Raw genomic sequence first — 22,763 nt, forward strand, 5'->3', positions numbered from 1 at the left:
AAATATGCGCTGTAAAACAAGATCAATGTGCACCCGCAACATGAGAAGCCGACAAGTTGCGGGCGAGATTCAAGCTCCGGTGACAACCACAGGGTCACGACCAAACCAGCGCCACCACAGACGTATCATGAGCAAGCCGGCAACGATGAGGCCAAATAGCACAGGCTGGGAAAAATCATTTTTGCCTGCCTTCATCCAGAAGTAGTGCAGCCCCCCCAGTGGTGCGATCAGGTAAATCAATCTGTGCAACCACTGCCAGCGCTTGCCGCCCAGCCGTTTGATCATGGCATTGGTGCTGGTCGCAGCCAGCGGGATCAGCAAGACAAAGGCAATAAAGCCGACCGTAATGAAGGGCCGCTTGATCACATCTTTCCACATTTCTGCTACATCAAAGAAATGATCAAACCAGAGAAAGGTCAAGAAATGCAGGAAAGCATAAAAGAAGGCGTACAAGCCCAGCATGCGACGGCAGCGGATTAGCCAGGGCATATGCAGCAACTTGCGCAATGGCGTCACCGCCAGTGTAAAGCACAGGAAATACAGCGTCCAGTCACCTGTATTGCGAGTAATAAATTCAACCGGATTCGCGCCCAGTTTATCCAGAAATACAAAGCTGACCAGCCGGATAAATGGCAAGAGCGCCAGGATAAACAAGACTATCTTGAACCAGGAAACCTGCTTATTGGTGAGCAACATGAGGCGTTAATCCTAGAAAAGCTTTTTCAAATCCATGCCAGAATACAGCGACGCCACTTCGCTATAGCCATTGAACATCAGAGTCTTGCGCTTGCGGGTAAACAAGCCATCTTCACCGATGCGGCGTTCATTCGCCTGTGACCAGCGTGGGTGATCGACATCCGGATTCACATTCGAATAAAAACCGTATTCGCTGGGTGCCGCGATATTCCAGGCCGTGCGTGGCTGGTCTTTGACGAAGCGAATCTTGACGATGGATTTGGCAGATTTGAAACCATATTTCCATGGCAAGACCATGCGCACTGGCGCACCATTCTGGTTGGGCAAGACTTCGCCATACATGCCAAAGGTCAGCAAGGCCAATGGATGATTTGCTTCATCCATACGCAAACCCTCTACATACGGCCATTCCAGCACTGGGCTGCGCAAACCCGGCATTTGCTTTTTGTCTTCAAGCGTGACGAATTCAATATACTTGGCGTTGCCTGTAGGTTCGACTTTTTTGATGATATTGGAGAGGGAATAACCTACCCAAGGGATCACCATCGACCAGCCCTCAACACAACGCAGGCGGTAAATACGCTCTTCCAGCGATGCCAGTTTCAGCAGGCTGTCCAGATCCAGCGTCATCGGCTTTTTAACTTCGCCTTCTATGCTGACGCTCCATGGCCGCGTTTTCAGTGTGTGCGCAGTAATCGCCGGATCAGCCTTATCCGTACCGAATTCATAGAAATTATTGTAAGTGGTGGCATCTTTATAGGCGGTCTTCTTTTCCACCAGAGCATAGGCAGAATTCAGATTCGCAGCCAGCTTTTGTGCGCCAGCATTTTGGGCAAAAGCAGCGCGATTGGCCATTTCAAACAGGGCGGTTCCAGCGATTGAGCCCACGGCCATCTTGCGGATGAAGTCGCGGCGCGCCTCAAACACGGCGCGCGGTGTGATTTCAGAAGAGTAAGGCAGGTCTATGCCATTGGGACTACGTTTTATCAGCATGGTGGACTCCGTGGTTGAGACTGGCACAACAGCCATTTGACATCGTTGTTGCGCCCTAGTTTCTCATGAGTCGCAGTTTCCTGCTGATTCTTACAAATTACCTCAGTATTTATAGCGTGCCATACGAATGCAGGCCAGAGAGGAACATGTTCACGCCCAGGAAAGCAAAAGTGGTCACCAACAAACCAACCAGCGCCCACCATGCAGCTACCTGGCCGCGCAAACCCTTCATGAGGCGCATGTGCAACCATGCTGCATAGTTGAGCCAGACGATCAGCGCCCAGGTTTCTTTCGGGTCCCAGGACCAGTAGCCTCCCCAGGCTTCAGCCGCCCACAGCGCACCGAGAATGGTGGCGATGGTGAAGAAGGCAAAGCCAACGGCAATCGCCTTGTACATGACATCGTCCAGCACTTCGAGTGCAGGCAAACGGTCAACGAGGTAGCCTTTAGATTTAAGCAAATAGGCAACAGACACCATGGCCGCCAGTGCAAAAGTGCCATAACCAATGAAATTGGCCGGTACATGTATCTTCATCCACCAGCTTTGCAGGGCAGGCACCAGAGGCTGAATTTCTGCAGCATCACGGCTGACGGTGTACCACAGCAGGAAACCAACTGCTGCTGAAATGATCAGCATGACAAAGGGCCCCAGTTGGCGGGTACGGTATTGTTGCTCGTAATACAAATAGAACAAGGCCGTAATCATGGAGAATAGTATGAACACTTCATACAGATTCGATACCGGGATATGGCCAACATCAGCACCGATCAGGTAAGACTCATACCAGCGCACCAGCATGCCAGTGAAACCCATGACGACCGCAGACCAGCACAAGACTGAACCAAGGGAAGCACCAAAATCAGAACGGGCAATCAGTCCCCCCCAGTAAAACAGGGTGGACAGGAAAAACAGGGTACTCATCCACAGAATCGCCGACTGGCTGGACAAGAGGTATTTCAAGAAGAATTTCTTGTTTGCCATATCCAGTGACCCACCGTACATCTGTATGGCAAGCAGGCTCAATACCGCCAGGATCACCATCAGGGTGCGCACTGATTTCCAATGCCAGCCCAACCAGGCAAAAGTCGGAGCTGCCAGCAAGAGGATGCCTTTTTCGTAGACATCCATATAAGCACCAAAACGGCTTAAGGCAAACAGGGACGCCAGGCACAAGACCACGGCATACAACCAGTCAGCGATAGAGAGGCGTTTGAAAAAACCCTGGTAGGGTGAGTAGTTCTGTGTGATTTCCATCATATATCCCCAGATGCATGGCCATCAGGCCGTATGCTTCCTAGTGTAGTCGATTACGCTGCAGTTAGTGGCTACTTGCAGTGTTAAGGCTGCGTACTCAATTGCTGTAAATGTATCTTCAACTGTTCAAATTCTTTTTCAAAATCCAGGGTCTTGCGCTGAGAACTGAGCGCCATCAAGGCATGTGTGCCTGCAACATCGTCCCTGATCCATACCCAGAGGCGGCGTTCACGTATGTAAAACATCGCAAATACACCCAATACCAACAGTAAACAGCCCAGATATACGACATTCTTGCCTGGCGAACGCGTCACTTGCAGAACGGACGCCTTGACCTCCTCAAAACCCGTGAGTTGCAGGAAAACCGGTGCGCCATAGAAAAACGCATCAGAAATCGCTCCGGTTGCCAGTTGCAAGAAGCGTGCATGTTTCTCATCCAGCTCCAGTGCTGGCAAGCCTTCTTTTTCCCTGGCGACCAACCACAAATCCCACATACTGCCATTCAAAATCTTCATGAAGACATCGGCCGCCTTGCCTTGCTCTGCCTCAGGGATTTGCTCAAGAAACTTGGAAATTGCCACAAACCCGGACTGCTGTTCATCACCGGCAAAAATGTTCAGGCTTTTCCTGGCTGACTCTGTCAATTGCGCCTGCACTTGCTCTGCGTTCGGCATGTTCGCCGGTAGTGCACGTTTGGCATAGCGTTGCGCGGCCAGTTCCCGTAATTCAGGATTTTGCACGGCAGCGCGCAAACGCATCCATTCCTTGACGCTGTCTTCATCATCAGCCGGTATGCGCAAATAACGGAAAGCCTCGGCCGGGGTATCGCGGGTACCCGCCAGTATCATATAAGCACCATCGATCAGCACAGGCTGCATATAGTTATGAAATTCCCTGGCCTGGCCGGTTTTATCGCGCAATTTATACTGCAAGCTAGGGCCAACATTTTTCAAATCTTTATTATTCGCATTTTTGGCAGCAGAACCCAGGTGCTTGTTCAAGTCAGCGGTGAATTTTTCATTCAAGCTTTGATTCGGATTAACCGCCCTGACATCCGCACCATTACGCGCCATATTCTCGACATTGAAAGGCCGGAAGCCTGACCACTCTATCGTGTAGTCATTCCCTGTGCCTGGCTTCAGAGCGGTGCTGCCGCCCATTTCTCCGCTCATGGCCAAAGTGCTGACATCCGGCCCCAACATGGGATAGGCCTTGACTTGCAAACGGCTTCCACCATCCTCAAAACTCGATTGATAAACAGCAATACCCTTGTAGATCAAAGGTTCGTTGACCTTGATGACAGAGGAAAATGACTTGCCGGTTTCATGGTCAGTCACTTCCACATCACTGGCAAACAGCTTGGGCATGCCAGTCGAGTAAAAATCTATCGTGAATTTTTTCAGTTTGATGGTGAATGGCAAATCCTGCACCAGTACTCCGCTTGCCTGTGGCAAGATTGCGGTACTACTGCTGGCCCCTTCAGGGATCATGGTATTGCCACGGAAGGTGGGGTTAGCCAGCGACAGACGATGTTGTTCAGGTATCTTGGAAATAATGCCGCTTCCCTCAAATGGCACTTTACCCATGAACCATTGCTGAAAACGTATCGAAAGATCCGAATCAAGCAAGCCACCCACGCAAATGATGACGATCGCACTATGGGCGAAAATATATCCCCATTTGTTTGCAGCGCCTTGCTTGGCGGCAATCAGGGTCGCTCCCTCTTTTTCGACGAGCTTGAAGCGATAACCTATCCTGGCCAGATGAGCCAGGATTTGCTCTGTCACTTTGGCCCTGGCATTGCTGCTATGCCATTCAGAGCGGTGATGGAAATTACGCAGTGATTGCTCACGCACAGTATCGCGCCAGCTGCGCATATCTTTCATCATCTTCGGTGCATTGCGTATCACGCAGAGCGAAGTCGAAATCACCAGGAAAGTCATGATCAGCAGGAACCACCATGCAGAATACACCGCATACAAGCCCAGCTTATTGAAAACCTCAAACCAGAAAGGGCCGAACTGATTCACATAGTTCGGCATCGGTTCATTTTGCTTGAGCACTGTGCCTATGATTGAGGCAATCGCGATCAGTGTCAGCAAGCTGATGGCAAAGCGCATGGAAGACAGCAACTCCACCCCGTCTGCAAGCCAGGCACGCCGGGTTTGCAACTGTATTCCGCCAGTATCTGCAGGCTGATCGCCGTCTGTCTTATTGTCCATACTCTCTGCTTATTGCTTGTGATACTACTTATGAGGCTTGCGCAAAATGAATGTGGCAGATGTTAGAGGAAACATCCATGCCAGTAGGTGTTTTATATCAATATCCAGGCGCAACGAATAGTACACGTTTCATCAAAAAATGGCTGAAACACGCGCAAGCACTTTGCACACCTGTCTGGCAGCCGCTTTCATCATGAAAAAAGGGGATGGCTATTGCCACCCCCTCCTCAATTACTCTATCTTTGTTTATTATTTCAAGCCTGCAACGTAGTCCGCTACCGCTTTAATTTCATCTTCAGACATTTTCTTGGCGATAGTCATCATCTGTGCACTGTTCAGACGGGCACCAGTGATTTTTGCGCCATCCTTGCGGGAACCGTTCTGGAAGCCAGTCAACTGGGCAATCGTGTAATCCTGGTGTTGACCAGCAATACGAGGGAATTGTGCAGGGATACCAGCACCATTCGGGCTATGACAGCCAGCACAGGCTGGAACGTTTTTCTCAGCGATACCACCGCGATAGATTTGTTTACCCAGTTCAACGATGTCTTTATTTTTTGCAGTACCTGGTTTGGATTTTTGTACCGACAGGTAGGCTGCAACGTTTTTCATGTCTTCCGCAGTCATGGCCTTGGCAAACGCGGTCATTACGGCATTTTTGCGTGTATCGCCAGTGAAGTCTGTCAACTGTTTTACCAGGTAAGCTTCGTGCTGTGCCGACAACTTGGGGTTGGCAGCGATGGTCGAATTACCAGCTGCACCGTGGCAGGATGCACAAGCAGCAATGCCGCGTGCTGCATCGCCATTGGTATACAGGGCTTCGCCTTTGACAGGATCAGCTTTGGCTGGCTTGGCTACTTCATTAGCGTAGACCGAGGAGGCAAAAGAAGACACCGCCAGGACTGCGACGCTGATGGACTTGGACAACGATAAAAACGCACGGTTCATTCAAACACCCTGAGACTAAATAATGGAAATCTGCCCTATTGGCGACGCATTGCAGCTATTTTGATACGTAAACAGCACTTTTTGGCAACAAAATACGTTCAAAACTGGAATGTGGACATGGTTTTAATCGCTGCCCAAGACCTAACCCCTTATTGTACAATAGCTTTCGGGCGATTTTACTGCCTTATGTTGCATTTTTCCATTATTCCTTTCCTCTATGTCTATCCTCTGGCAAGCCCGCTTCTTCACTACAGTGAACCATCTGCGCGATCTCCCGCGCACCCACGTGCCCGAAATTGCTTTCGCTGGCCGCTCCAACGCTGGCAAATCGACCGCAATCAACACCCTGTGCAATCAGAAAAAACTCTGTTTTGCCTCCAAAACACCGGGACGCACCCAACATATTAATTATTTTTCCATTGGTGGTGCCCATGTAGGCCAGCATCGCAAAGATGAAACCAGGGTCGATGAAATTCGCGCCCTGTTAGTAGATTTGCCAGGTTATGGCTATGCAGAAGTACCTGGGGCCGCCAAACAACACTGGAACCAGTTACTCGGTGCCTATGTACAAAGACGTACGCAATTAGCTGCGCTGGTCCTGATCATGGATGCCCGTCGTCCGTTTACTGACCTTGATATACAGATGCTGGAATGGTTTGCACCAACTGGGCGCCCTATCCATTGCATTTTGACCAAGGCCGACAAACTCAATCGCAGCGAATGTACTGACGCTTTGCGCAAAGCAAAGGCTGTGCTGGACAGTTACGTTGATGATGAAGGCCCGCTCTTCCCTTTCAGCCTGCAATTGTTTTCTGCACTGAAACGCATAGGTATAGAAGAAGCTGATGCAGCGGTACAGCGCCTGGTTGGACTGGACCGTGATCCTGTCGTCAACACTATTGATGAAAACGATGCAGATGCCAGCGCAAATGCAACAGATTCGCCTGCAGAAACTCCGGTGGACAAGCCTGCCGACGCAGAATAAAAAAACCCCGGCAAAATTAGTTATTTGCCGGGGTAATAACACCGTTACGAATAGGGACGCACGGTGCCCGCTCAGGGAGGAGAAGCGGTAGGCGTGGAGTTGATCCAACCTATGCATTAAGATGTTGCAACTTCAAAAAAGTTTCATTAACCTGCATAAAATTCTTTTCATTGATTTTCATCTGACTATGTCATCCATAAAACAATCTCATCCCTCAGCACATTTCCCCGCAATACGTATGCGCCGCATGCGTAAGGATGCGTTTTCGCGCGCATTGATGCGTGAAAACATGGTCACTGCATCTGATTTGATTTACCCCGTTTTTGTCATCGACGGTGTCAACCAAAGTGAAAAAATTTCATCCATGCCTGGCGTGGAAAGAGTAACGATAGATTTGCTGATGGGCGTGGCGGAAGATTGCGTGGCCCTTGGTATTCCGGTGCTGGCGCTGTTCCCTGCCATCAACCCGCAATTGAAAACGCCAGATGGCGTAGAAGCCACCAATCCCAAAGGTTTGATCCCTCGCGCAGTACGCGAGCTGAAAAGCCGCTTCCCTGAACTGGGTGTATTGACTGATGTCGCGCTGGACCCCTATACCAGCCACGGCCAGGATGGTTTGATCAATGCTGACGGCTATGTCCTGAATGACGAAACTACAGCCATGCTGGTACGCCAGGCATTGGTGCAAGCCGAAGCTGGTGTCGACATCGTTGCCCCCAGCGATATGATGGATGGCCGCATAGGTGCGATCCGCCACGCGCTGGAAGTCAATGACTTCATCCATACCCGCATAATGGCTTACTCTGCGAAATATGCATCGGCTTTTTACGGCCCTTTCCGCGAAGCCGTATGTTCTGCTGCCAACCTGGGCAAGAGTGATAAAGCCAGTTACCAGATGGACCCGGCCAATAGCGATGAAGCCTTGCGCGAAGTCGCTCTGGACCTGGCAGAAGGTGCTGACATGGTGATGGTAAAACCCGGCATGCCTTATCTGGATATCGTGCGCAGAGTCAAGGATGAATTCAAGGTGCCGACCTTTGCTTATCAGGTCAGTGGTGAATATGCGATGATCAAGGCCGCTGCGCAAAATGGCTGGCTCGATCACAACAAGACCATGATGGAATCCATGCTCGCGTTCAAGCGTGCTGGTGCCGATGGCGTCCTTACGTACTTCGCCCGCGACATTGCGCGCCTGCTGAAGCATACTGGTTGATCACCATGTCTGCGATGTTGCGCTCTGTCTTCATCTTCATTTTTGCTGCGCTGGCAATCGCCGGAGCAGAACTGGGAAAAGAGATAAGCAGTGCGCAATATCTCCACTACATTTTCAAACCACTGACGACCCTCACTATTTTCTTTTTTGCCTGGCACAGCAAGCCTGTCATCAGTCGAACCTATCAGCAAGCCATACTGGCAGGCATCATCTGCTCGCTGATTGGCGACGTCTTCCTGATGTTACCGTCTAGCGTATTTCGCCAGGGATTCCTATGCGGCCTGTTGAGTTTTTTGCTGGCCCACATTTGCTTCTTGCGCGCCCTGCTCACAGATAGCCGCTTCGCTGGCAAACCGCTGGCCTTTGTCGGCATCGCTGCGCTGGGCATCATCAACCTGGCGATATTGTGGCCGGGCTTGCCCAGCGCCTTGCAGATACCAGTCGTTGCCTACGTCTGTCTGCTGCTTTGCATGACAGCACAAGCCATCAGCCGTGGTTTGCAATTGCACAGCATGTCTGGCCGCCTGGCTTTGATCGGCGGCCTGTGCTTCATGCTGTCAGATACCCTGCTCGCTTACAATCGTTTCTACGCACCTATTGCCCATTCCCCATTACTCATCCTCAGCAGCTATTATCTGGCGCTGTGGCTGATTGCTGCTTCGGTCACATCATTCCCCTCTGAATAGGGCCAGGATCATGCATGAAAAAATCATTACCTTTGCCAGCCCGGTTTTTTTCATTCTGATCGCCCTAGAATTTATCGTGGCACGCAAGCGCCAGCGCCATTTGTATCGGATCAATGATTCACTCAACAGCCTATCCCTGGGTGTCATGAGCCAGATCATAGGAGCATTTTCCAAGCTGTTTTCGATAGGCATGTATGCCCTGGTGCTCAAGTATCTTTCGCTGTTCAACCTGCCATCAGACAGTATCTGGGTATGGGTAGCGGCCCTGCTACTCTACGATTTTTTGTATTACTGGCTGCACAGGATGGGGCATCAAACCAATCTGTTATGGGCTGCCCATGTCGTACACCATCAGAGCGAACAATACAATCTGAGCACAGCCTTGCGGCAAACCAGCACAGGCCCCTTGTTTGGCTGGATTTTTTATCTGCCCATGGCGCTGATAGGCTTTCCACTGGATGTGTTTATTGCGGTTGCCCTCATCGATTTACTCTACCAGTTCTGGGTACACACCGAACAGATAGGCAAGCTAGGCTGGTTTGACCGCATATTTGTGTCCCCCTCCAATCATCGGGTTCACCATGCTGTCAATGACATGTATCTGGACAAGAATTTTGGCGGAATACTAGTGATCTGGGACAGACTGTTTGGCACTTTCATCGAAGAGCGAGATCATGTAGCTATCGTCTACGGCACGCGCAAGCCTCTGCGCAGCTGGAACCCCTTGTGGGCCAACCTGGAAGTGTACGAGCAAGTCTGGCGCGATGCCTGGCACACGAAAAACTGGCTGGATAAATTGCAGATCTGGTTGCGCCCACCTGGCTGGCGTCCTGCCGACTTGCTGGCGCAATCTGCGCCTACCACATTCAATTTGCAACGCCCCATTTATGATCCCGCCATGAGCAAGGCTACAACATGGTATTGCATCGTGCAGTTTATCCTGCTGCTGCAAGCGGCGACGCATTTTTTGTTGGTGTATAAATCCATCAGCGCCTTGAATGCCACCATCTATGTGAGCTGGCTGGTTATGGGTCTTTGGTGCATAGGCGGCCTGATGGAAAGAGGTCGTATTTACCTGTTGCCTGAGACCGTGCGTATACTGTGCATCCTGGTGATGAATTTATTTACTGCCAACTGGTTTTACTCCTTTGCCTTGTCCACGCCAATTCAGGCATTGCTGACTGCCACTGGCCTGATTTCGCTGGTTGGACTCTGGCTTATTTTCTCCCGACAAAAGACGCATGGACATCTTCCACATTAACGATACGCAGACCCTGAAAAATCCTGACAAACCTGAAACCCTGATCAATGCTGTAGGTTTTCTGTGGCTCGATGCCAGCCATGATGAAGTCGCAGCAGACCCGGAAGCATGGCGTAGCAGTGTCGAGGCCATGACGGGAACGCAAATTTATGACTTGCATTTGAAGGACATCAGCAATCTCTCGCACCCATCCTATTTCGATGCTACTGAAGACTATGAAATGGTGGTGTTTCGCAAGCTGACACTGACAGAAGCAAATGGCGACAACAAGAGTGGCGTGAATCGCAAGATACCTGCAGCTCTGAATAAACTGGCGACCTCGCCAGTGTCTTTTTTGCTGATGAAAAATGTTCTCATCACAGTACGCCCTGCACAAAGCCGCACGGTCGAACTGGCGCGCCAACGCCTGCTGGATTATCGATCGAGAGCAGAGAATAATACCCACGGCAGCCGCTTGCCAGCGTCACCGGAAGAATTGATGTTGCGGCTCTTGAACGCCATGGTCGATCAATACCTGGAATTGCGCCATCCACTGACCCAGCAACTCGATCGGTGGCAACATGCCTTGCTGGACCCGCGCCGCCCTTTCAATAACTGGCTGGCCTTGCTCGACTCTCGGGTGGAACTACGCAAGCTTGATAACCTGTGTGAAGAACAGCGCGATGCCATGCAGGAATTGCGCGACCATATCGTCGATACCCACGATGGCAATAGCCGTGCCAAGGATTTGCTGCTGGTGCGCACCAATGATGTGATGGAACATATCAGTCGCGTGCTCAATCATGCTCGCCGCCTCGAAGCATCACTGGAATCGGCAGTGCAAATCCACTTTGCAGCGATGGCACACAGAACCAGCGAAATCATGCGCACCCTGACTGTGATCACCGCCCTGTTCATGCCCTTGACCTTACTCACAGGGATCTTCGGCATGAACTTTGAAGTCATGCCCTTGCTCAAGCATGCTTCTGGTTTCTGGTACATCATGGGAGGCATGGGTGTCATCGTGGTGCTCTTGCTGATTTATTTCCGCAGCCAGCGCTACCTACAAGATCAGGCCAGCCGTCGCATTGAATGACATACTGGATAAAATGCGGTCTGCGTAATACGATCTGTGAAGACCAAATCAACAAATTAATTTAAATACCAATGCAAGAACATACCTTTCTCTGGCATGACTATGAAACCTTTGGCGCTGTCGCCCGTCGCGACAGGCCTGCGCAATTTGCAGCCATACGCACGGATGCTGAACTCAATGAAATCGGCAAACCGGTCATGCTGTACTGCCAACCCGCCAATGATTTCTTGCCTGACCCGCAGTCTTGCCTGATCACCCATATCACACCACAAACCTGCCTGGAGCGTGGCATACCTGAGCATGAATTTGCATCAAAGATAGAACAGGAACTGGCCAAGACTGGCACTATCGGTGTCGGCTATAACACCATACGTTTCGATGATGAAATTACCCGCTTCATGTTCTGGCGCAACCTGATCGACCCATATGCGCGCGAGTGGCAAAACAATTGTGGTCGCTGGGACATCATGGACATGGTGCGTACCTGTTATGCGTTGCGCCCGGAGGGTATCAACTGGCCAAAGAATGATGAAGGCAAGCCCAGCTTTCGCCTGGAACACCTGACCAAGGCCAATGGCATTGCGCATGAAGCAGCACATGATGCCTTGTCAGATGTGCGCGCGACGATAGCTTTGGCACGTCTGATACGTGAGCGTCAGCCCAAGTTATTCGATTTTTGCTTTGCCCTGCACAAAAAAGACAAGGTTGCATCAGAAATTGATATGCCCGTGCTGAACAAAGCGTTCTTGCATGTGTCGGGCATGTTCCCGGTAGAGCGTGGGTGCTTGGCCGTCATGTGGCCGCTGGCCATGCACCCCAAGAACAAGAATGAAGTCATCGCCTGGGACCTGTCCCATGATCCTACAGAGCTGGCGGGCCTGGACGCAGAAACGATTCAGCTACGCATGTTCAGCAAGAGCGATGCCTTGCCAGAAGGCGTGCAACGCCTGCCAGTGAAGAGCATACACATCAACAAATCACCCATCGTCATTGGCAATTTAAAAACCTTGTCTGCCCCCATGGCTGAGCGCTGGAAGATAGATATGCATCTGGTGCAAGAGCACATCATCAAAGCGGCCTCACTGCCCGCCTCTGCCAAGGCAATCTGGGAAGAAGTGTATGCCCGCCCTGAGGCTGCGGCCAGCGACGTCGATGAAGACTTGTATGGCGGCTTTGTGGGTGCTGGTGACCGCCGTCTACTCAATGAGTTACGCCGCAAGAAGCCAGCGCAACTGGCTGCCGCCAGCGTCGACTTCCAGGATGTCCGCCTGGCCGAATTGCTATTCCGTTACCGCGCCCGTAATTTCTTTGACAGCCTGAGCATGGAAGAAAAGGAAACTTGGGAAGAACACCGCGCCGCACGTTTGCTTGATGGTGTAGGCAATGCCAGGACGGTGGACATGTATTTCAATGAGATCGATACTTTGTCAGAAACAGCAGATGAAGCGGCAGAAGAGATTTTGGGTGCCTTGTATGATTACGCTGAAATGATAGTGCCGTCGAGATAAGCTGAATTCATTCTGCATTTCAAAAACAAAAGCCACGAGTGACTCGTGGCTTTTGTTTTTTTACTGATGCACTACATGAGTTGCGCAAAATTGTCCCAGCAAGGCTATCGCTTTCAGGAAACCTCCCTTGCAAGGGAGGTTCGTTGCATCGGCAGGCAACATGTTGCCTGAAATCCCGACTATACCGTCAGCGACGAAGACAGTACTTTAGTACGGCTAGGAGCTGCAACGCAGTTGGGGCGGTTTTGCGCAAGTCATGGTTTGTTTGGCTGTGGTGTCACGCGCAGATAAGGGCGGGCAGCGGTATAGCCTTTAGGATATTTTTGTTTGATCACGTCTTCATCCTTGATAGACAACGGAATGATCACGTCATCACCATCACGCCAGTTACCCGGGGTAGCGACGGTATAGCCATCTGTCAATTGCAGGGCATCAATGACTCGCAAGACTTCATCAAAATTGCGTCCTGTGGTCAGAGGATAAGTGATGATGAGACGGACTTTTTTATTCGGGTCGATGACGAACAAGGAACGCACAGTCACAGTCTCGGACTGGTTAGGGTGAATCATGTCATACAGTGCTGCAACTTTCTTGTCAGCATCTGCAACGATAGGGAAACCAACGACTGTATTTTGCGTAGCTTCAATATCCTTGATCCATTGCAGATGAGATTCTGCACCATCGACTGACAAGGCAATCGCTTTTACATTGCGCTTGTCAAATTCTGGCTTGAGTTTTGCTGTCAAGCCGAGTTCTGTTGTGCAGACGGGTGTGAAGTCAGCCGGATGGGAAAACAAAACTACCCAGGAATTACCTGCCCATTCATGAAATTTCAAAGGGCCGATAGAAGAATCCTGCTCGAAATCAGGGGCGATATCGCCTAAACGCAAAGTCATATTTTTCTCCAAAAAGAAACAAGAGTTTGAATATAGCCCCTCTGTCGCCCTTACTCAAGGATAGTTTTGTTGCATGCTTATACATTCTAAGAATATGCTTTATTTGCCCTCAGCACGATTCAAGGATTGCAGGAATTTATCCGCATTCTGATAACCGATGACGCGCTGACCGGGAATTTCCTTACCCTGCGCATCAAAGAAGATAATGCCTGGAGGGCCGAACAGGCCAAAGCGTTTCAACAGGGCTTTATCATCGGCATTGTTGGCAGTGACATCAACTTGCAGCAAGAGCATATTGTCGAGCTTGGCTTTGACCTTGGTTTCTGGGAAAGTCAGTTTTTCCATCTCTTTGCAAGACACGCACCAGTCCGCATAAAAATCCAGCATCACAGTTTTGCCTTTGGATTGCGCCAGGGCAGCATCAAGTTCTGCAATGCTGCGCACACGGGTAAATTTTACATGCTCCGTACTGCCACCGTACAAGTGGGCAACGGGAGAAAATACATCGCGGCCACCAGTCGCAACACCAACGAGTTGCACGGCACCAAGCAGGGAAAATATTACTGCCACAGCTTTGGCGAACATGCCACTACGATGGAAAATTAATTGATAGACGGCATATGCAAGCAACAAGATGGCCCATCCCAGCATTTGCGACCAGGCCGGGATGACTGGACTGATCATCCACAGGGCCATGGCCAGCATCAAGACACCAAAGAAACGTTTGATACTTTCCATCCACATACCAGCGCGTGGCAACAGGCTACCGGCCGAGATACCCACCAGCAGCAAAGGCACGCTCATGCCCATCGCCATGGCAAACAAGGCCGAGCCACCAACGACGACATCGCGGGTCTGGCTGATATAAACCAGCGCACCTGCCAGTGGAGCGGCCACGCAAGGGCCAACGATCAGGGCAGAGATTGCCCCCATGAAAAACACACCTACCAGCTTGCCATTGCGCTGACCTTCTGATGCAATGGTGAGCTTGGTTTGCAAGGCAGCAGGCACCTGCAATTGATACACATTGAACATGGACAGCGACAATATCACCATCAGCAAGGCGAAGGCACCAAGCACCCAGGGATTTTGCAAAGTAGCCGACAAACCTTCGCCAACCAGTCCCGCCGCAATACCGAGGGCCGTGTACACCAGCGCCATGCCAAGGGCGTAGCACAGGGACAGCAGAAAGCCGCGACTGCGTTTGATGCCAGCACCTTCACCGACGATGATGAAGGACAAAATTGGCACCATAGGCAAGACACAGGGAGTGAAGGACAAGCCCAGGCCAAGCAGTAAGAACAAAGGCAGGATCAGGACCAACCTACCGCTCTTCAGTGCAGCGCTGATGCTGCTGGTTTCCTCATCAGTGCTAGCTTCTGCGCCTTTGCCATTGGATTCTGTACTAACATTAGCGGTAGCAATGCTGGCATTTGCTGCGGTCTGTGTGCCAGCGCTGTTGGCCCCAGTTATCTGCAACTTAACCGGCGTCTCCAGCGGTGGATAGCACAAACCTCCGTCAGCACAGCCCTGCCGCCCTATGTTCAGGGTGAAATCTGCCGCAGCCTGTACAGGCACGCGCACCACCAGGGATTTACGATAAGTCTCTACTTCTTTTTGAAAGGTTTCATCAAACTTGACCTTGCCCGCTGGCATGGTTATATCACCAATCTTGGCGTCATCTGAGCTGAATTTGAAACGTTCACGGTACAGGTAATAACCGTCTGCTATCGTAAAAGTCACCTCGGCCATGCCTGGCTCTATCATTCTGGCAGATACTTTGAATGCCTCTTCGGGGTCGAGAAAGTCTTCTGCCTTGGCATTGGATGACAATAACGAGGCAAACAGCAAGGCAGCCAGCAAGGCACACAGGCACCATAGCTGCGATATCCTGACATTCTGGAGCTTGGCTGGCATGCTTACAGAAAACAACGGCGTTGAGGTATTCATAACGTTTCAGTTTCTTTTCTCACCCAATCCAGGTAAGCCGGCAATCCGGCCACCAGGGGGATGGCTATTATTTCGGGTAGATCATAGGGATGCTGGCCGAGTATCAGTGCTTCCAGCCTGGCATAGCAAGCTTGCCGGGTCTTGATCATCAATTGCACTTCTGTATCAGCCTGTTGCTCGTCGTCCCAGTTGTAGATGGACAATATATCAGCAGAAATGTTCACGCAGGCAGCCAATTTTTCGGCGACGATCTGGCTGGCCAGCTTTCTGGCCATGTCGCGGCTGGGCAGATTAGTCAATACCAGGATCAGATTGTCATTATCCATTGTTATTCTCTATTTGGTCGAACGCCATGCCTGGCCATTACAGGGCACCACAAAATATGTGTCCCGGAATAAGTGCGCATATGCAAAAAGCCGTTCAGTTTACACTGAACGGCTTTTTTTAGTCTTGAGCAGGAAGCCCAGGCTTGCTAATTACTCAGCAACTGGTGCATCAGCTGCATCTACGCCTTCTGGACGGTCCAGCAATTCAACGTATGCCATCGGAGCATTATCGCCAACGCGGAAACCCATTTTCAGGATACGCAGGTAGCCGCCGTTACGATTTGCGTAACGTGGGCCCAGTTCTGCAAACAGCTTGACTACCATTTCGCGGTCGCGCAAACGGGAGAAAGCCAGACGCTTGTTAGCCAGTGTGTCTGTTTTACCCAAAGTCAGAATCGGCTCGATAACGCGGCGCAGTTCTTTGGCTTTTGGCAAAGTTGTTTTGATGGCTTCGTGACGCAACAGGGATACTGTCATGTTGCGCAGCATTGCCAGACGGTGGGAAGAAGTACGATTCAGCTTACGTAAGCCGTGACGATGACGCATGGTATTTCCTTTCAGATTTAAATGCCAGCTCTTCTATCGATAAGCGAACTTATCGCGGGCCGGTAATTATTTTTACTACGGTTAAAAAACGAGCAGGCTGTCTCAGCCCACTCGTTTGGACAAAATTATTTTTCCAGGCCAGCTGGTGGCCAGTTTTCCAGTTTCATGCCCAAAGACAAACCACGGGAAGCCAAAACTTCCTTGATTTCGTTCAAGGACTTGCGACCCAGATTTGGGGTCTTCAACAGTTCATTTTCGCTACGTTGGATCAGATCACCAATGTAGTAAATGTTTTCTGCTTTCAGGCAGTTGGCTGAACGTACTGTCAGTTCCAGATCATCGACTGGACGCAACAGGACAGGATCAACTGCAGGTACGCGGGATGGAGCTTCAGCAGCGGCTTCAGTACCTTCCAGAGCGGCAAAGACATTCAATTGATCAACCAGCACGCGGGCAGATTGACGGATTGCTTCTTCAGGAGAGATAACGCCATTGGTCTCAATATTGATGACCAGTTTATCCAGATCAGTACGTTGTTCAACGCGGGCAGATTCCACAGCGTAAGAAACACGGCGTACTGGTGAGAAAGACGCATCCAATATCATACGACCGATGGTTTTGTTCGCATCTTCAGACAAGCGACGAACGTTACCAGGTACATAGCCACGGCCTTTTTCTACCTTGATCTGCATGTCCAGCTTACCGCCGGCAGTCAGATTGGCGATAACGTGATCCGGGTTGATCAGTTCTACGTCATGCGGCAGATCGATGTCGGAAGCCAATACTGCGCCTTCGCCATCTTTTTTCAATGTCAGCGTGACTTCATCACGGTTGTGCAACTTGAAAACTACACCTTTCAAGTTCAACAGAATGTCGACGACGTCTTCTTGCACGCCATCAAGGGAAGAGTATTCATGAACGACACCGGCGATCACAACTTCAGTCGGTGCATAACCAACCATAGTGGACAACAGGACGCGACGCAACGCGTTGCCCAGTGTGTGGCCATAGCCACGTTCAAACGGTTCCATCACGACTTTAGCGTGACCGGCACCCAACATTTCCACATCGATAATACGTGGCTTTAACAGATTGTTTTGCATGAATGTCCTTTTCAATACCCTCGGTTCGTTACACCGATAAGGCTGACGGCATTAAAGAAAAAAGCCTGCCTGTAACAAAACAGGCAGGCGGTGAAACTTAAGTATTAACGAGAATACAATTCAACGATCAGGGATTCGTTGACATCGTGAGCGATGTCGCTACGATCTGGCATGGACTTGAAAGTACCTTCCAGTTTTTTCGCATCAACAGCTACCCATGAAGGCATGCCGGATTGCTCTGCCAGGGACAGCGCTTCAGCGATACGAACTTGTTTTTTAGCTTTTTCACGAACTGCAACTACGTCACCAGCTTTAACTTGGTAAGAAGCGATGTTAACAACGATACCGTTGACTGTGAATGCTTTATGGCTCACCAGCTGACGTGCTTCAGCGCGTGTGGAACCGAAGCCCATACGATAAGCAACGTTGTCCAGACGGGATTCCAGCAATTTCAACAGTGTTTCGCCTGTGTTGCCTTTTTGACGGTCAGCTTCAGCGAAGTAGCGGCGGAACTGACGTTCCAAAACGCCGTACATACGTTTGACTTTTTGCTTTTCGCGCAATTGGTTACCGTAGTCAGAGGTACGAGCACCGGAAGTGCGACCATGTTGACCTGGTTTTGCGTCCAGTTTGCATTTGGAGTCCAGGGAGCGACGTGCGCTCTTCAAGAACAGGTCCGTGCCTTCGCGACGGGAAAGTTTTGCTTTTGGTCCGATATAACGTGCCACGATATTTTCCTTGTAAATGACGCAATGTTTTCTACACTACGCTAGTCTGATCTGCCTGCAACCAGACGGTGGTCTTAACAACAAAGACGGCGTCTTTGATTAATTTTTTTGTACTCTGAAATTTCCACAACACAAAACCCGCCAACGAAATGGCGGGTCTGCATTCTAACGGAGATTCCGCAAGAATGCCAGCAGAGATTAATTCTGCTTGGCTAAGGTGCTTAACTACGCAGCTTAGTGTTCCAGCTTAGATACGACGACGCTTTGGAGGGCGGCAGCCGTTATGTGGGACTGGAGTAACGTCTTGAATCAGGGAGATCTTGATACCCAGATTGTTCAAAGCACGTACTGAAGATTCGCGACCTGGGCCTGGGCCTTTGATACGAACTTCCAGATTTTTGATACCGCATTCAACGGCCACTTTGCCTGCTGCTTCTGCTGCGACCTGCGCTGCAAACGGAGTAGATTTACGTGAGCCTTTAAAACCAGCACCACCGGCAGTTGCCCAAGACAACGCATTGCCTTGACGATCAGTGATCGTGATGATGGTGTTGTTGAAAGAAGCGTGAACGTGAGCAATACCTTCTGCAACGTTCTTTTTAACTTTCTTACGCGCACGTGCTGCTGCAGCGTTATTTTGAGCTTTTGCCATAATGTTTTCCTTGGATCCGGGCTAGCCTGGATTATTTCTTCAAAGATTGCGCTGCTTTACGTGGACCCTTACGAGTACGCGCATTTGTGCGGGTACGTTGGCCACGGCAAGGCAAGCCTTTACGATGACGGAGACCACGGTAGCAACCCAAGTCCATCAAGCGCTTGATGTTCATGGACAGTTCACGACGCAAGTCGCCTTCGACGATAAATTTACCGATTTCGTCGCGAAGCTTCTCGAGTTCGTTGTCATCCAGATCTTTAACCTTTTTATTGGTCAAAACACCTGTTGCGTCACAGATTTTCTGTGCGCGTGGACGGCCAATACCATAGATAGCTGTTAAGCCGATTACGGTATGCTGATGATTTGGGATATTAACCCCTGCGATACGTGCCATTCGTTATTCCTCGTTCAATAACGTTAATTAACCTTGGCGCTGCTTATGGCGTGGTTCTGTGCATATAACACGAACTACGCCTTTGCGCTTGATGATCTTGCAGTTGCGGCAAATCCGCTTAACTGATGCGAGAACTTTCATTTTTGCCCTCTTTCCTTCTAGTTCATTTTAAATTTACTTGGTACGGAACACTATTCGCGCCCGGCTCAAATCATAAGGCGTCAATTCCACTGTCACCTTATCACCTGGAAGAATACGAATATAGTTCATTCGCATCTTCCCGGAAATATGGCCAAGTACAACATGCCCGTTTTCCAACTTAACTCGAAATGTTGCATTCGGAAGATTCTCAAGAATCTCGCCCTGCATCTGTATAACGTCGTCTTTTGCCATTCGATCTGCTGTCCCCTGGGCGATTACCTCGAAGGAATCCCGCCCTTGAAATTTGCTTTACGAAGAAGCGATTCATATTGCTGGGACATAACATAGTTCTGTACCTGCGCCATAAAGTCCATGGTCACCACCACGATAATCAGCAGAGACGTTCCGCCGAAATAAAATGGTACTTTCCACTTCGCAATCAAAAATTCTGGCAACAGACAAACCAGCGTAATGTAAATCGCACCTGCCAGCGTCAAACGCATCAATATCTTGTCGATATAGCGTGCGGTCTGATCACCAGGACGTATCCCGGGAACAAAAGCACCACTCTTCTTCAAGTTGTCTGCGGTTTCTTTACTGTTAAATACCAATGCGGTATAGAAGAAGCAAAAGAAGATGATCGCTGCTGCATACAACAAAGCGTGTATTGGCTCACCAGGCGCCATCGACGCTGCCAGATCCTTCAGGAAAGTGACGAAGCCACTTGTTGAAGACTCTGCACCTTTGGTGAACCAACTGGTAATCGTCGCCGGAAACAAGATGATGGATGAAGCAAAAATAGGAGGAATCACACCAGCCATATTCAGCTTCAGTGGCAAATGACTGCTTTGACCACCATAAATCTTGTTACCAACTTGACGCTTGGCGTAATTCACCAAGATCTTGCGCTGACCACGCTCGACATACACCACGGCAAACGTTACTGCGGGCACTACAACACAGATCACCAGTGCGGCGAAGTTACCCATTTGACCAGTTCGGACCAGTTCAAACAAATTACTCAAACCACCAGGCAAACCTGCTGCAATACCAGCGAAAATGATAATCGAAATACCATTTCCCAGACCGCGCTCAGTGATTTGCTCACCTAACCACATCAGGAACATAGTGCCTGTCACCAGTGACAAGACCGTTGTTAACCGGAATGCCAAACCAGGGTCAAGTACCAAGCCGGCCTGACCTTCCAGACCAAATGCGATAAAGTAACTTTCGATCAAGGCTAGAACCACAGTGCCATACCGCGTATATTGCGTAATCTTTCTGCGACCGGATTCGCCCTCTTTTTTGAGTGCTTCCAGCTGCGGAGAGACGATCGACATCAATTGCATGATGATCGACGCAGAGATATACGGCATGATACCCAGCGCGAACACAGTGAATCTTTGCATCGCACCGCCAGAGAACATATTAAACATACCCAGCAAACCACCCTGGTTTTGTTTAAACATTTCTTCCAGCACTTTGGCGTCTATACCTGGTACAGGAACATGTGCACCAATCCTGTAGACAACCAGTGCCGCCAGCAAGAACCAGAGTCGCCCCCAGGGGAACCCGCTTGCAGCACTTTTAGCTTGTTGTGGAGATGTTGCCAATTAATGCTCCGGTTGTCTGCTTAAATTAAGCGATTGTGCCACCAGCAGCTTCGATTGCAGCTTTAGCGCCTTTAGTGACGATCAAACCGTTCAAAGAAACTTTCTTGGTGATAGCACCAGACAAGATCACACGGACTACACGTGCGAGCTCAGAAACTACGCCGGCTTGTTTCAAAGCCAAAACGTCGATCTCTGTCACTGGCAGGTTTTCCAGATCTGTCAGGCGAACTTCTGCTTTGTACGGAGTTGCCAGTGATTTAAAACCACGTTTTGGCAAACGACGTTGCAGAGGCATCTGACCGCCTTCAAAACCGACTTTATGAAAGCCGCCTGAACGGGATTTTTGGCCTTTATGACCGCGACCCGCTGTTTTACCTAAGCCTGAACCGATACCGCGACCAACACGACGTTTGTAGTGTTTTGCGCCATCAGCTGGCTGGATTGTATTCAATTCCATAATTTGCTCCGATCGCAAACCTGACGGCTTACGATACAACCTTCACAAGATACGAGACTTTATTGATCATGCCGCGTACGGATGGCGTGTCTTCCAATTCGGAAACTGAATTAACACGACGCAGACCCAGGCCACGTACAGTTGCACGGTGATCCTGGCGTGTGCCGATCAAACCTTTAACCAATTGCACTTTTACTGTCTTAGACATGAGGTGCTCCTTAACCGAGAATTTCTTCAACAGTTTTGCCACGCTTTGCAGCGATTTCAGATGGAGTACTCATCTTGGCCAAACCATTCAAAGTTGCACGAACCATGTTGTATGGATTTGTGGAGCCGTTGGATTTCGCCACGACGTTTACAATACCCATTACTTCAAAAATCGCGCGCATTGGACCACCAGCGATAACGCCAGTACCTTCTTTTGCTGGAGAAATCATGACGGAAGACGCGCCGTGCTTGCCAGTAACGGTGTGTTGCAGAGTACCGTTCTTCAAAGTCACTTTGATCATCTTACGACGTGCTTCTTCCATCGCTTTTTGTACAGCAACTGGAACTTCTTTCGATTTCCCTTTGCCCATACCGATACGGCCATCGCCGTCACCAACGACTGTCAGCGCCGCGAAACCCATGATACGACCACCCTTGACCACTTTGGTCACGCGGTTGATCGCGATCATTTTTTCGCGCATGCCATCATCCGGCTTGTCGGCTGCTGTTTTTGCTTGCATTTTTGCCATGACAAATTTTCCTTAGAACTTCAAGCCAGCTTCACGGGCTGCTTCTGCAAGCGCCTTGACGCGACCGTGGTAACGGAAACCGGAGCGGTCAAACGCAACTTCGGTAACCCCTGCTTTGATTGCCTTCTCTGCAACACGTTTGCCGATCAAGCTCGCTGCAGCAGCGTTGCCGCCAGCACCAGACTTGCCAGCCAACTCTGCACGTACTTCTGCCTCTACGGTAGAAGCCGATGCCAACACTTTGGCATCTGGGCCAATGATGTTTGCATAGATGTGCAGGTTTGTGCGATGCACGGCCAGGCGGTTCACTTTGAGTTCTGCGATCTTGGCACGGGTTTGACGTGCGCGGCGCAGACGTGATTGTTTCTTGTCCAT

At 50.2% G+C, this 22,763-nt stretch carries 26 protein-coding genes; 6 read left to right on the plus strand and 20 right to left on the minus strand.

The window, feature by feature from the left end:
- Positions 1-69 precede the first annotated feature (69 nt).
- The 5 genes from Q8K39_RS08825 to Q8K39_RS08845 form a co-directional block, all read right to left on the minus strand.
- Positions 70-696 (minus strand): sulfite oxidase heme-binding subunit YedZ, encoded by a 627-nt coding sequence (locus tag Q8K39_RS08825; protein ID WP_305259518.1) that lies wholly within the window; start codon positions 694-696, stop codon positions 70-72.
- 12 nt (positions 697-708) lie between these two features.
- Positions 709-1,689, minus strand: coding sequence for a protein-methionine-sulfoxide reductase catalytic subunit MsrP (msrP, locus tag Q8K39_RS08830; protein WP_305259520.1), 981 nt, complete (start codon positions 1,687-1,689; stop codon positions 709-711).
- A gap of 109 nt (positions 1,690-1,798) precedes the next feature.
- A complete protein-coding gene (gene ccsB / locus Q8K39_RS08835) occupies positions 1,799-2,944 on the minus strand; it encodes a c-type cytochrome biogenesis protein CcsB (RefSeq protein ID WP_186953143.1) in 1,146 nt (381 codons plus the stop codon).
- A gap of 83 nt (positions 2,945-3,027) precedes the next feature.
- On the minus strand, positions 3,028-5,166 hold the full coding sequence (locus tag Q8K39_RS08840; RefSeq protein ID WP_305259521.1) for a cytochrome c biogenesis protein ResB: 2,139 nt from the start codon (positions 5,164-5,166) through the stop codon (positions 3,028-3,030).
- A 249-nt stretch (positions 5,167-5,415) separates the two neighbouring features.
- Entirely contained in the window at positions 5,416-6,114 is a 699-nt protein-coding gene (locus Q8K39_RS08845; protein ID WP_186953141.1) for a cytochrome c, read from the minus strand.
- A gap of 217 nt (positions 6,115-6,331) precedes the next feature.
- Here Q8K39_RS08845 and yihA point away from each other — a divergent pair, with 217 nt between their 5' ends.
- The 6 genes from yihA (at position 6,332) to sbcB (ending at position 12,842) form a co-directional block, all read left to right on the plus strand.
- Positions 6,332-7,099: a ribosome biogenesis GTP-binding protein YihA/YsxC gene (gene yihA / locus Q8K39_RS08850; RefSeq protein ID WP_305259523.1), complete on the plus strand. Its 768-nt coding sequence runs from the start codon at positions 6,332-6,334 to the stop codon at positions 7,097-7,099.
- A 187-nt stretch (positions 7,100-7,286) separates the two neighbouring features.
- Entirely contained in the window at positions 7,287-8,312 is a 1,026-nt protein-coding gene (gene hemB, locus Q8K39_RS08855) for a porphobilinogen synthase (RefSeq protein ID WP_186953139.1), read from the plus strand.
- 5 nt (positions 8,313-8,317) lie between these two features.
- Entirely contained in the window at positions 8,318-8,998 is a 681-nt protein-coding gene (locus tag Q8K39_RS08860) for a lysoplasmalogenase (RefSeq protein ID WP_305259526.1), read from the plus strand.
- A 10-nt stretch (positions 8,999-9,008) separates the two neighbouring features.
- The gene (locus Q8K39_RS08865) at positions 9,009-10,259 is read left to right on the plus strand and encodes a sterol desaturase family protein (protein WP_305259528.1); all 1,251 of its coding nucleotides are present in this window, start codon (positions 9,009-9,011) and stop codon (positions 10,257-10,259) included.
- Positions 10,240-11,334 (plus strand): magnesium transporter CorA family protein, encoded by a 1,095-nt coding sequence (locus Q8K39_RS08870; RefSeq protein ID WP_186953136.1) that lies wholly within the window; start codon positions 10,240-10,242, stop codon positions 11,332-11,334. Before Q8K39_RS08865 ends, Q8K39_RS08870 begins: the two co-directional genes overlap by 20 nt.
- A gap of 71 nt (positions 11,335-11,405) precedes the next feature.
- A complete protein-coding gene (sbcB, locus tag Q8K39_RS08875) occupies positions 11,406-12,842 on the plus strand; it encodes an exodeoxyribonuclease I (RefSeq protein WP_305259530.1) in 1,437 nt (478 codons plus the stop codon).
- A gap of 254 nt (positions 12,843-13,096) precedes the next feature.
- Here the strand turns inward: sbcB and Q8K39_RS08880 are convergent, their stop codons facing one another.
- From Q8K39_RS08880 to rplR, 15 genes are all read right to left on the minus strand, one after another.
- A complete protein-coding gene (locus Q8K39_RS08880; RefSeq protein WP_186953134.1) occupies positions 13,097-13,738 on the minus strand; it encodes a peroxiredoxin in 642 nt (213 codons plus the stop codon).
- Between the two features lie 99 nt (positions 13,739-13,837).
- Positions 13,838-15,688, minus strand: coding sequence for a protein-disulfide reductase DsbD (gene dsbD / locus Q8K39_RS08885; protein ID WP_305259531.1), 1,851 nt, complete (start codon positions 15,686-15,688; stop codon positions 13,838-13,840).
- The gene (gene cutA, locus Q8K39_RS08890; RefSeq protein ID WP_305259532.1) at positions 15,685-16,014 is read right to left on the minus strand and encodes a divalent-cation tolerance protein CutA; all 330 of its coding nucleotides are present in this window, start codon (positions 16,012-16,014) and stop codon (positions 15,685-15,687) included. Before cutA ends, dsbD begins: the two co-directional genes overlap by 4 nt.
- 150 nt (positions 16,015-16,164) lie before the next feature.
- Positions 16,165-16,560 (minus strand): 50S ribosomal protein L17, encoded by a 396-nt coding sequence (rplQ, locus tag Q8K39_RS08895; RefSeq protein WP_110255935.1) that lies wholly within the window; start codon positions 16,558-16,560, stop codon positions 16,165-16,167.
- A 125-nt stretch (positions 16,561-16,685) separates the two neighbouring features.
- Positions 16,686-17,663: a DNA-directed RNA polymerase subunit alpha gene (gene rpoA / locus Q8K39_RS08900; protein WP_186953131.1), complete on the minus strand. Its 978-nt coding sequence runs from the start codon at positions 17,661-17,663 to the stop codon at positions 16,686-16,688.
- 104 nt (positions 17,664-17,767) lie between these two features.
- The gene (gene rpsD / locus Q8K39_RS08905; RefSeq protein WP_110255933.1) at positions 17,768-18,391 is read right to left on the minus strand and encodes a 30S ribosomal protein S4; all 624 of its coding nucleotides are present in this window, start codon (positions 18,389-18,391) and stop codon (positions 17,768-17,770) included.
- 247 nt (positions 18,392-18,638) lie between these two features.
- Positions 18,639-19,043 carry a 30S ribosomal protein S11 gene (rpsK, locus tag Q8K39_RS08910; RefSeq protein ID WP_110255932.1) on the minus strand — a complete coding sequence of 135 codons (405 nt, stop codon included), beginning with the start codon at positions 19,041-19,043 and terminating at the stop codon, positions 18,639-18,641.
- 31 nt (positions 19,044-19,074) lie between these two features.
- Positions 19,075-19,440: a 30S ribosomal protein S13 gene (gene rpsM, locus Q8K39_RS08915; RefSeq protein WP_186950499.1), complete on the minus strand. Its 366-nt coding sequence runs from the start codon at positions 19,438-19,440 to the stop codon at positions 19,075-19,077.
- A 27-nt stretch (positions 19,441-19,467) separates the two neighbouring features.
- On the minus strand, positions 19,468-19,581 hold the full coding sequence (gene rpmJ / locus Q8K39_RS08920; protein ID WP_014004415.1) for a 50S ribosomal protein L36: 114 nt from the start codon (positions 19,579-19,581) through the stop codon (positions 19,468-19,470).
- 33 nt (positions 19,582-19,614) lie between these two features.
- Complete coding sequence (infA, locus tag Q8K39_RS08925; RefSeq protein ID WP_005663428.1) at positions 19,615-19,833, minus strand: translation initiation factor IF-1; 219 nt, start codon at positions 19,831-19,833, stop codon at positions 19,615-19,617.
- A 23-nt stretch (positions 19,834-19,856) separates the two neighbouring features.
- Positions 19,857-21,194 carry a preprotein translocase subunit SecY gene (gene secY, locus Q8K39_RS08930; protein WP_305259542.1) on the minus strand — a complete coding sequence of 446 codons (1,338 nt, stop codon included), beginning with the start codon at positions 21,192-21,194 and terminating at the stop codon, positions 19,857-19,859.
- Between the two features lie 25 nt (positions 21,195-21,219).
- A complete protein-coding gene (rplO, locus tag Q8K39_RS08935; RefSeq protein ID WP_110255929.1) occupies positions 21,220-21,651 on the minus strand; it encodes a 50S ribosomal protein L15 in 432 nt (143 codons plus the stop codon).
- A 28-nt stretch (positions 21,652-21,679) separates the two neighbouring features.
- Positions 21,680-21,859, minus strand: a complete 180-nt coding sequence (rpmD, locus tag Q8K39_RS08940) for a 50S ribosomal protein L30 (protein ID WP_110255928.1) — start codon at positions 21,857-21,859, stop codon at positions 21,680-21,682.
- A gap of 10 nt (positions 21,860-21,869) precedes the next feature.
- On the minus strand, positions 21,870-22,388 hold the full coding sequence (gene rpsE / locus Q8K39_RS08945) for a 30S ribosomal protein S5 (RefSeq protein WP_110255927.1): 519 nt from the start codon (positions 22,386-22,388) through the stop codon (positions 21,870-21,872).
- Positions 22,389-22,400: 12 nt separating this feature from the next.
- Complete coding sequence (gene rplR, locus Q8K39_RS08950) at positions 22,401-22,763, minus strand: 50S ribosomal protein L18 (protein WP_110255926.1); 363 nt, start codon at positions 22,761-22,763, stop codon at positions 22,401-22,403.

The organism is Undibacterium sp., assembly GCF_030683615.1.
Classification (GTDB): domain Bacteria; phylum Pseudomonadota; class Gammaproteobacteria; order Burkholderiales; family Burkholderiaceae_D; genus Undibacterium; species Undibacterium umbellatum.

Coding starts and splice junctions, on each gene's coding strand:
- Q8K39_RS08825 (WP_305259518.1), bottom strand. CDS start 696: ATGTTGCTCACCAATAAGCAGGTTTCCTGGTTCAAGATAGTCTTGTTT.
- msrP (WP_305259520.1), bottom strand. CDS start 1,689: ATGCTGATAAAACGTAGTCCCAATGGCATAGACCTGCCTTACTCTTCT.
- ccsB (WP_186953143.1), bottom strand. CDS start 2,944: ATGGAAATCACACAGAACTACTCACCCTACCAGGGTTTTTTCAAACGC.
- Q8K39_RS08840 (WP_305259521.1), bottom strand. CDS start 5,166: ATGGACAATAAGACAGACGGCGATCAGCCTGCAGATACTGGCGGAATA.
- Q8K39_RS08845 (WP_186953141.1), bottom strand. CDS start 6,114: ATGAACCGTGCGTTTTTATCGTTGTCCAAGTCCATCAGCGTCGCAGTC.
- yihA (WP_305259523.1), top strand. CDS start 6,332: ATGTCTATCCTCTGGCAAGCCCGCTTCTTCACTACAGTGAACCATCTG.
- hemB (WP_186953139.1), top strand. CDS start 7,287: ATGTCATCCATAAAACAATCTCATCCCTCAGCACATTTCCCCGCAATA.
- Q8K39_RS08860 (WP_305259526.1), top strand. CDS start 8,318: ATGTCTGCGATGTTGCGCTCTGTCTTCATCTTCATTTTTGCTGCGCTG.
- Q8K39_RS08865 (WP_305259528.1), top strand. CDS start 9,009: ATGCATGAAAAAATCATTACCTTTGCCAGCCCGGTTTTTTTCATTCTG.
- Q8K39_RS08870 (WP_186953136.1), top strand. CDS start 10,240: ATGGACATCTTCCACATTAACGATACGCAGACCCTGAAAAATCCTGAC.
- sbcB (WP_305259530.1), top strand. CDS start 11,406: ATGCAAGAACATACCTTTCTCTGGCATGACTATGAAACCTTTGGCGCT.
- Q8K39_RS08880 (WP_186953134.1), bottom strand. CDS start 13,738: ATGACTTTGCGTTTAGGCGATATCGCCCCTGATTTCGAGCAGGATTCT.
- dsbD (WP_305259531.1), bottom strand. CDS start 15,688: ATGAATACCTCAACGCCGTTGTTTTCTGTAAGCATGCCAGCCAAGCTC.
- cutA (WP_305259532.1), bottom strand. CDS start 16,014: ATGGATAATGACAATCTGATCCTGGTATTGACTAATCTGCCCAGCCGC.
- rplQ (WP_110255935.1), bottom strand. CDS start 16,560: ATGCGTCATCGTCACGGCTTACGTAAGCTGAATCGTACTTCTTCCCAC.
- rpoA (WP_186953131.1), bottom strand. CDS start 17,663: ATGCAAAACAATCTGTTAAAGCCACGTATTATCGATGTGGAAATGTTG.
- rpsK (WP_110255932.1), bottom strand. CDS start 19,043: ATGGCAAAAGCTCAAAATAACGCTGCAGCAGCACGTGCGCGTAAGAAA.
- rpsM (WP_186950499.1), bottom strand. CDS start 19,440: ATGGCACGTATCGCAGGGGTTAATATCCCAAATCATCAGCATACCGTA.
- rpmJ (WP_014004415.1), bottom strand. CDS start 19,581: ATGAAAGTTCTCGCATCAGTTAAGCGGATTTGCCGCAACTGCAAGATC.
- infA (WP_005663428.1), bottom strand. CDS start 19,833: ATGGCAAAAGACGACGTTATACAGATGCAGGGCGAGATTCTTGAGAAT.
- rplO (WP_110255929.1), bottom strand. CDS start 21,651: ATGGAATTGAATACAATCCAGCCAGCTGATGGCGCAAAACACTACAAA.
- rpmD (WP_110255928.1), bottom strand. CDS start 21,859: ATGTCTAAGACAGTAAAAGTGCAATTGGTTAAAGGTTTGATCGGCACA.
- rpsE (WP_110255927.1), bottom strand. CDS start 22,388: ATGGCAAAAATGCAAGCAAAAACAGCAGCCGACAAGCCGGATGATGGC.
- rplR (WP_110255926.1), bottom strand. CDS start 22,763: ATGGACAAGAAACAATCACGTCTGCGCCGCGCACGTCAAACCCGTGCC.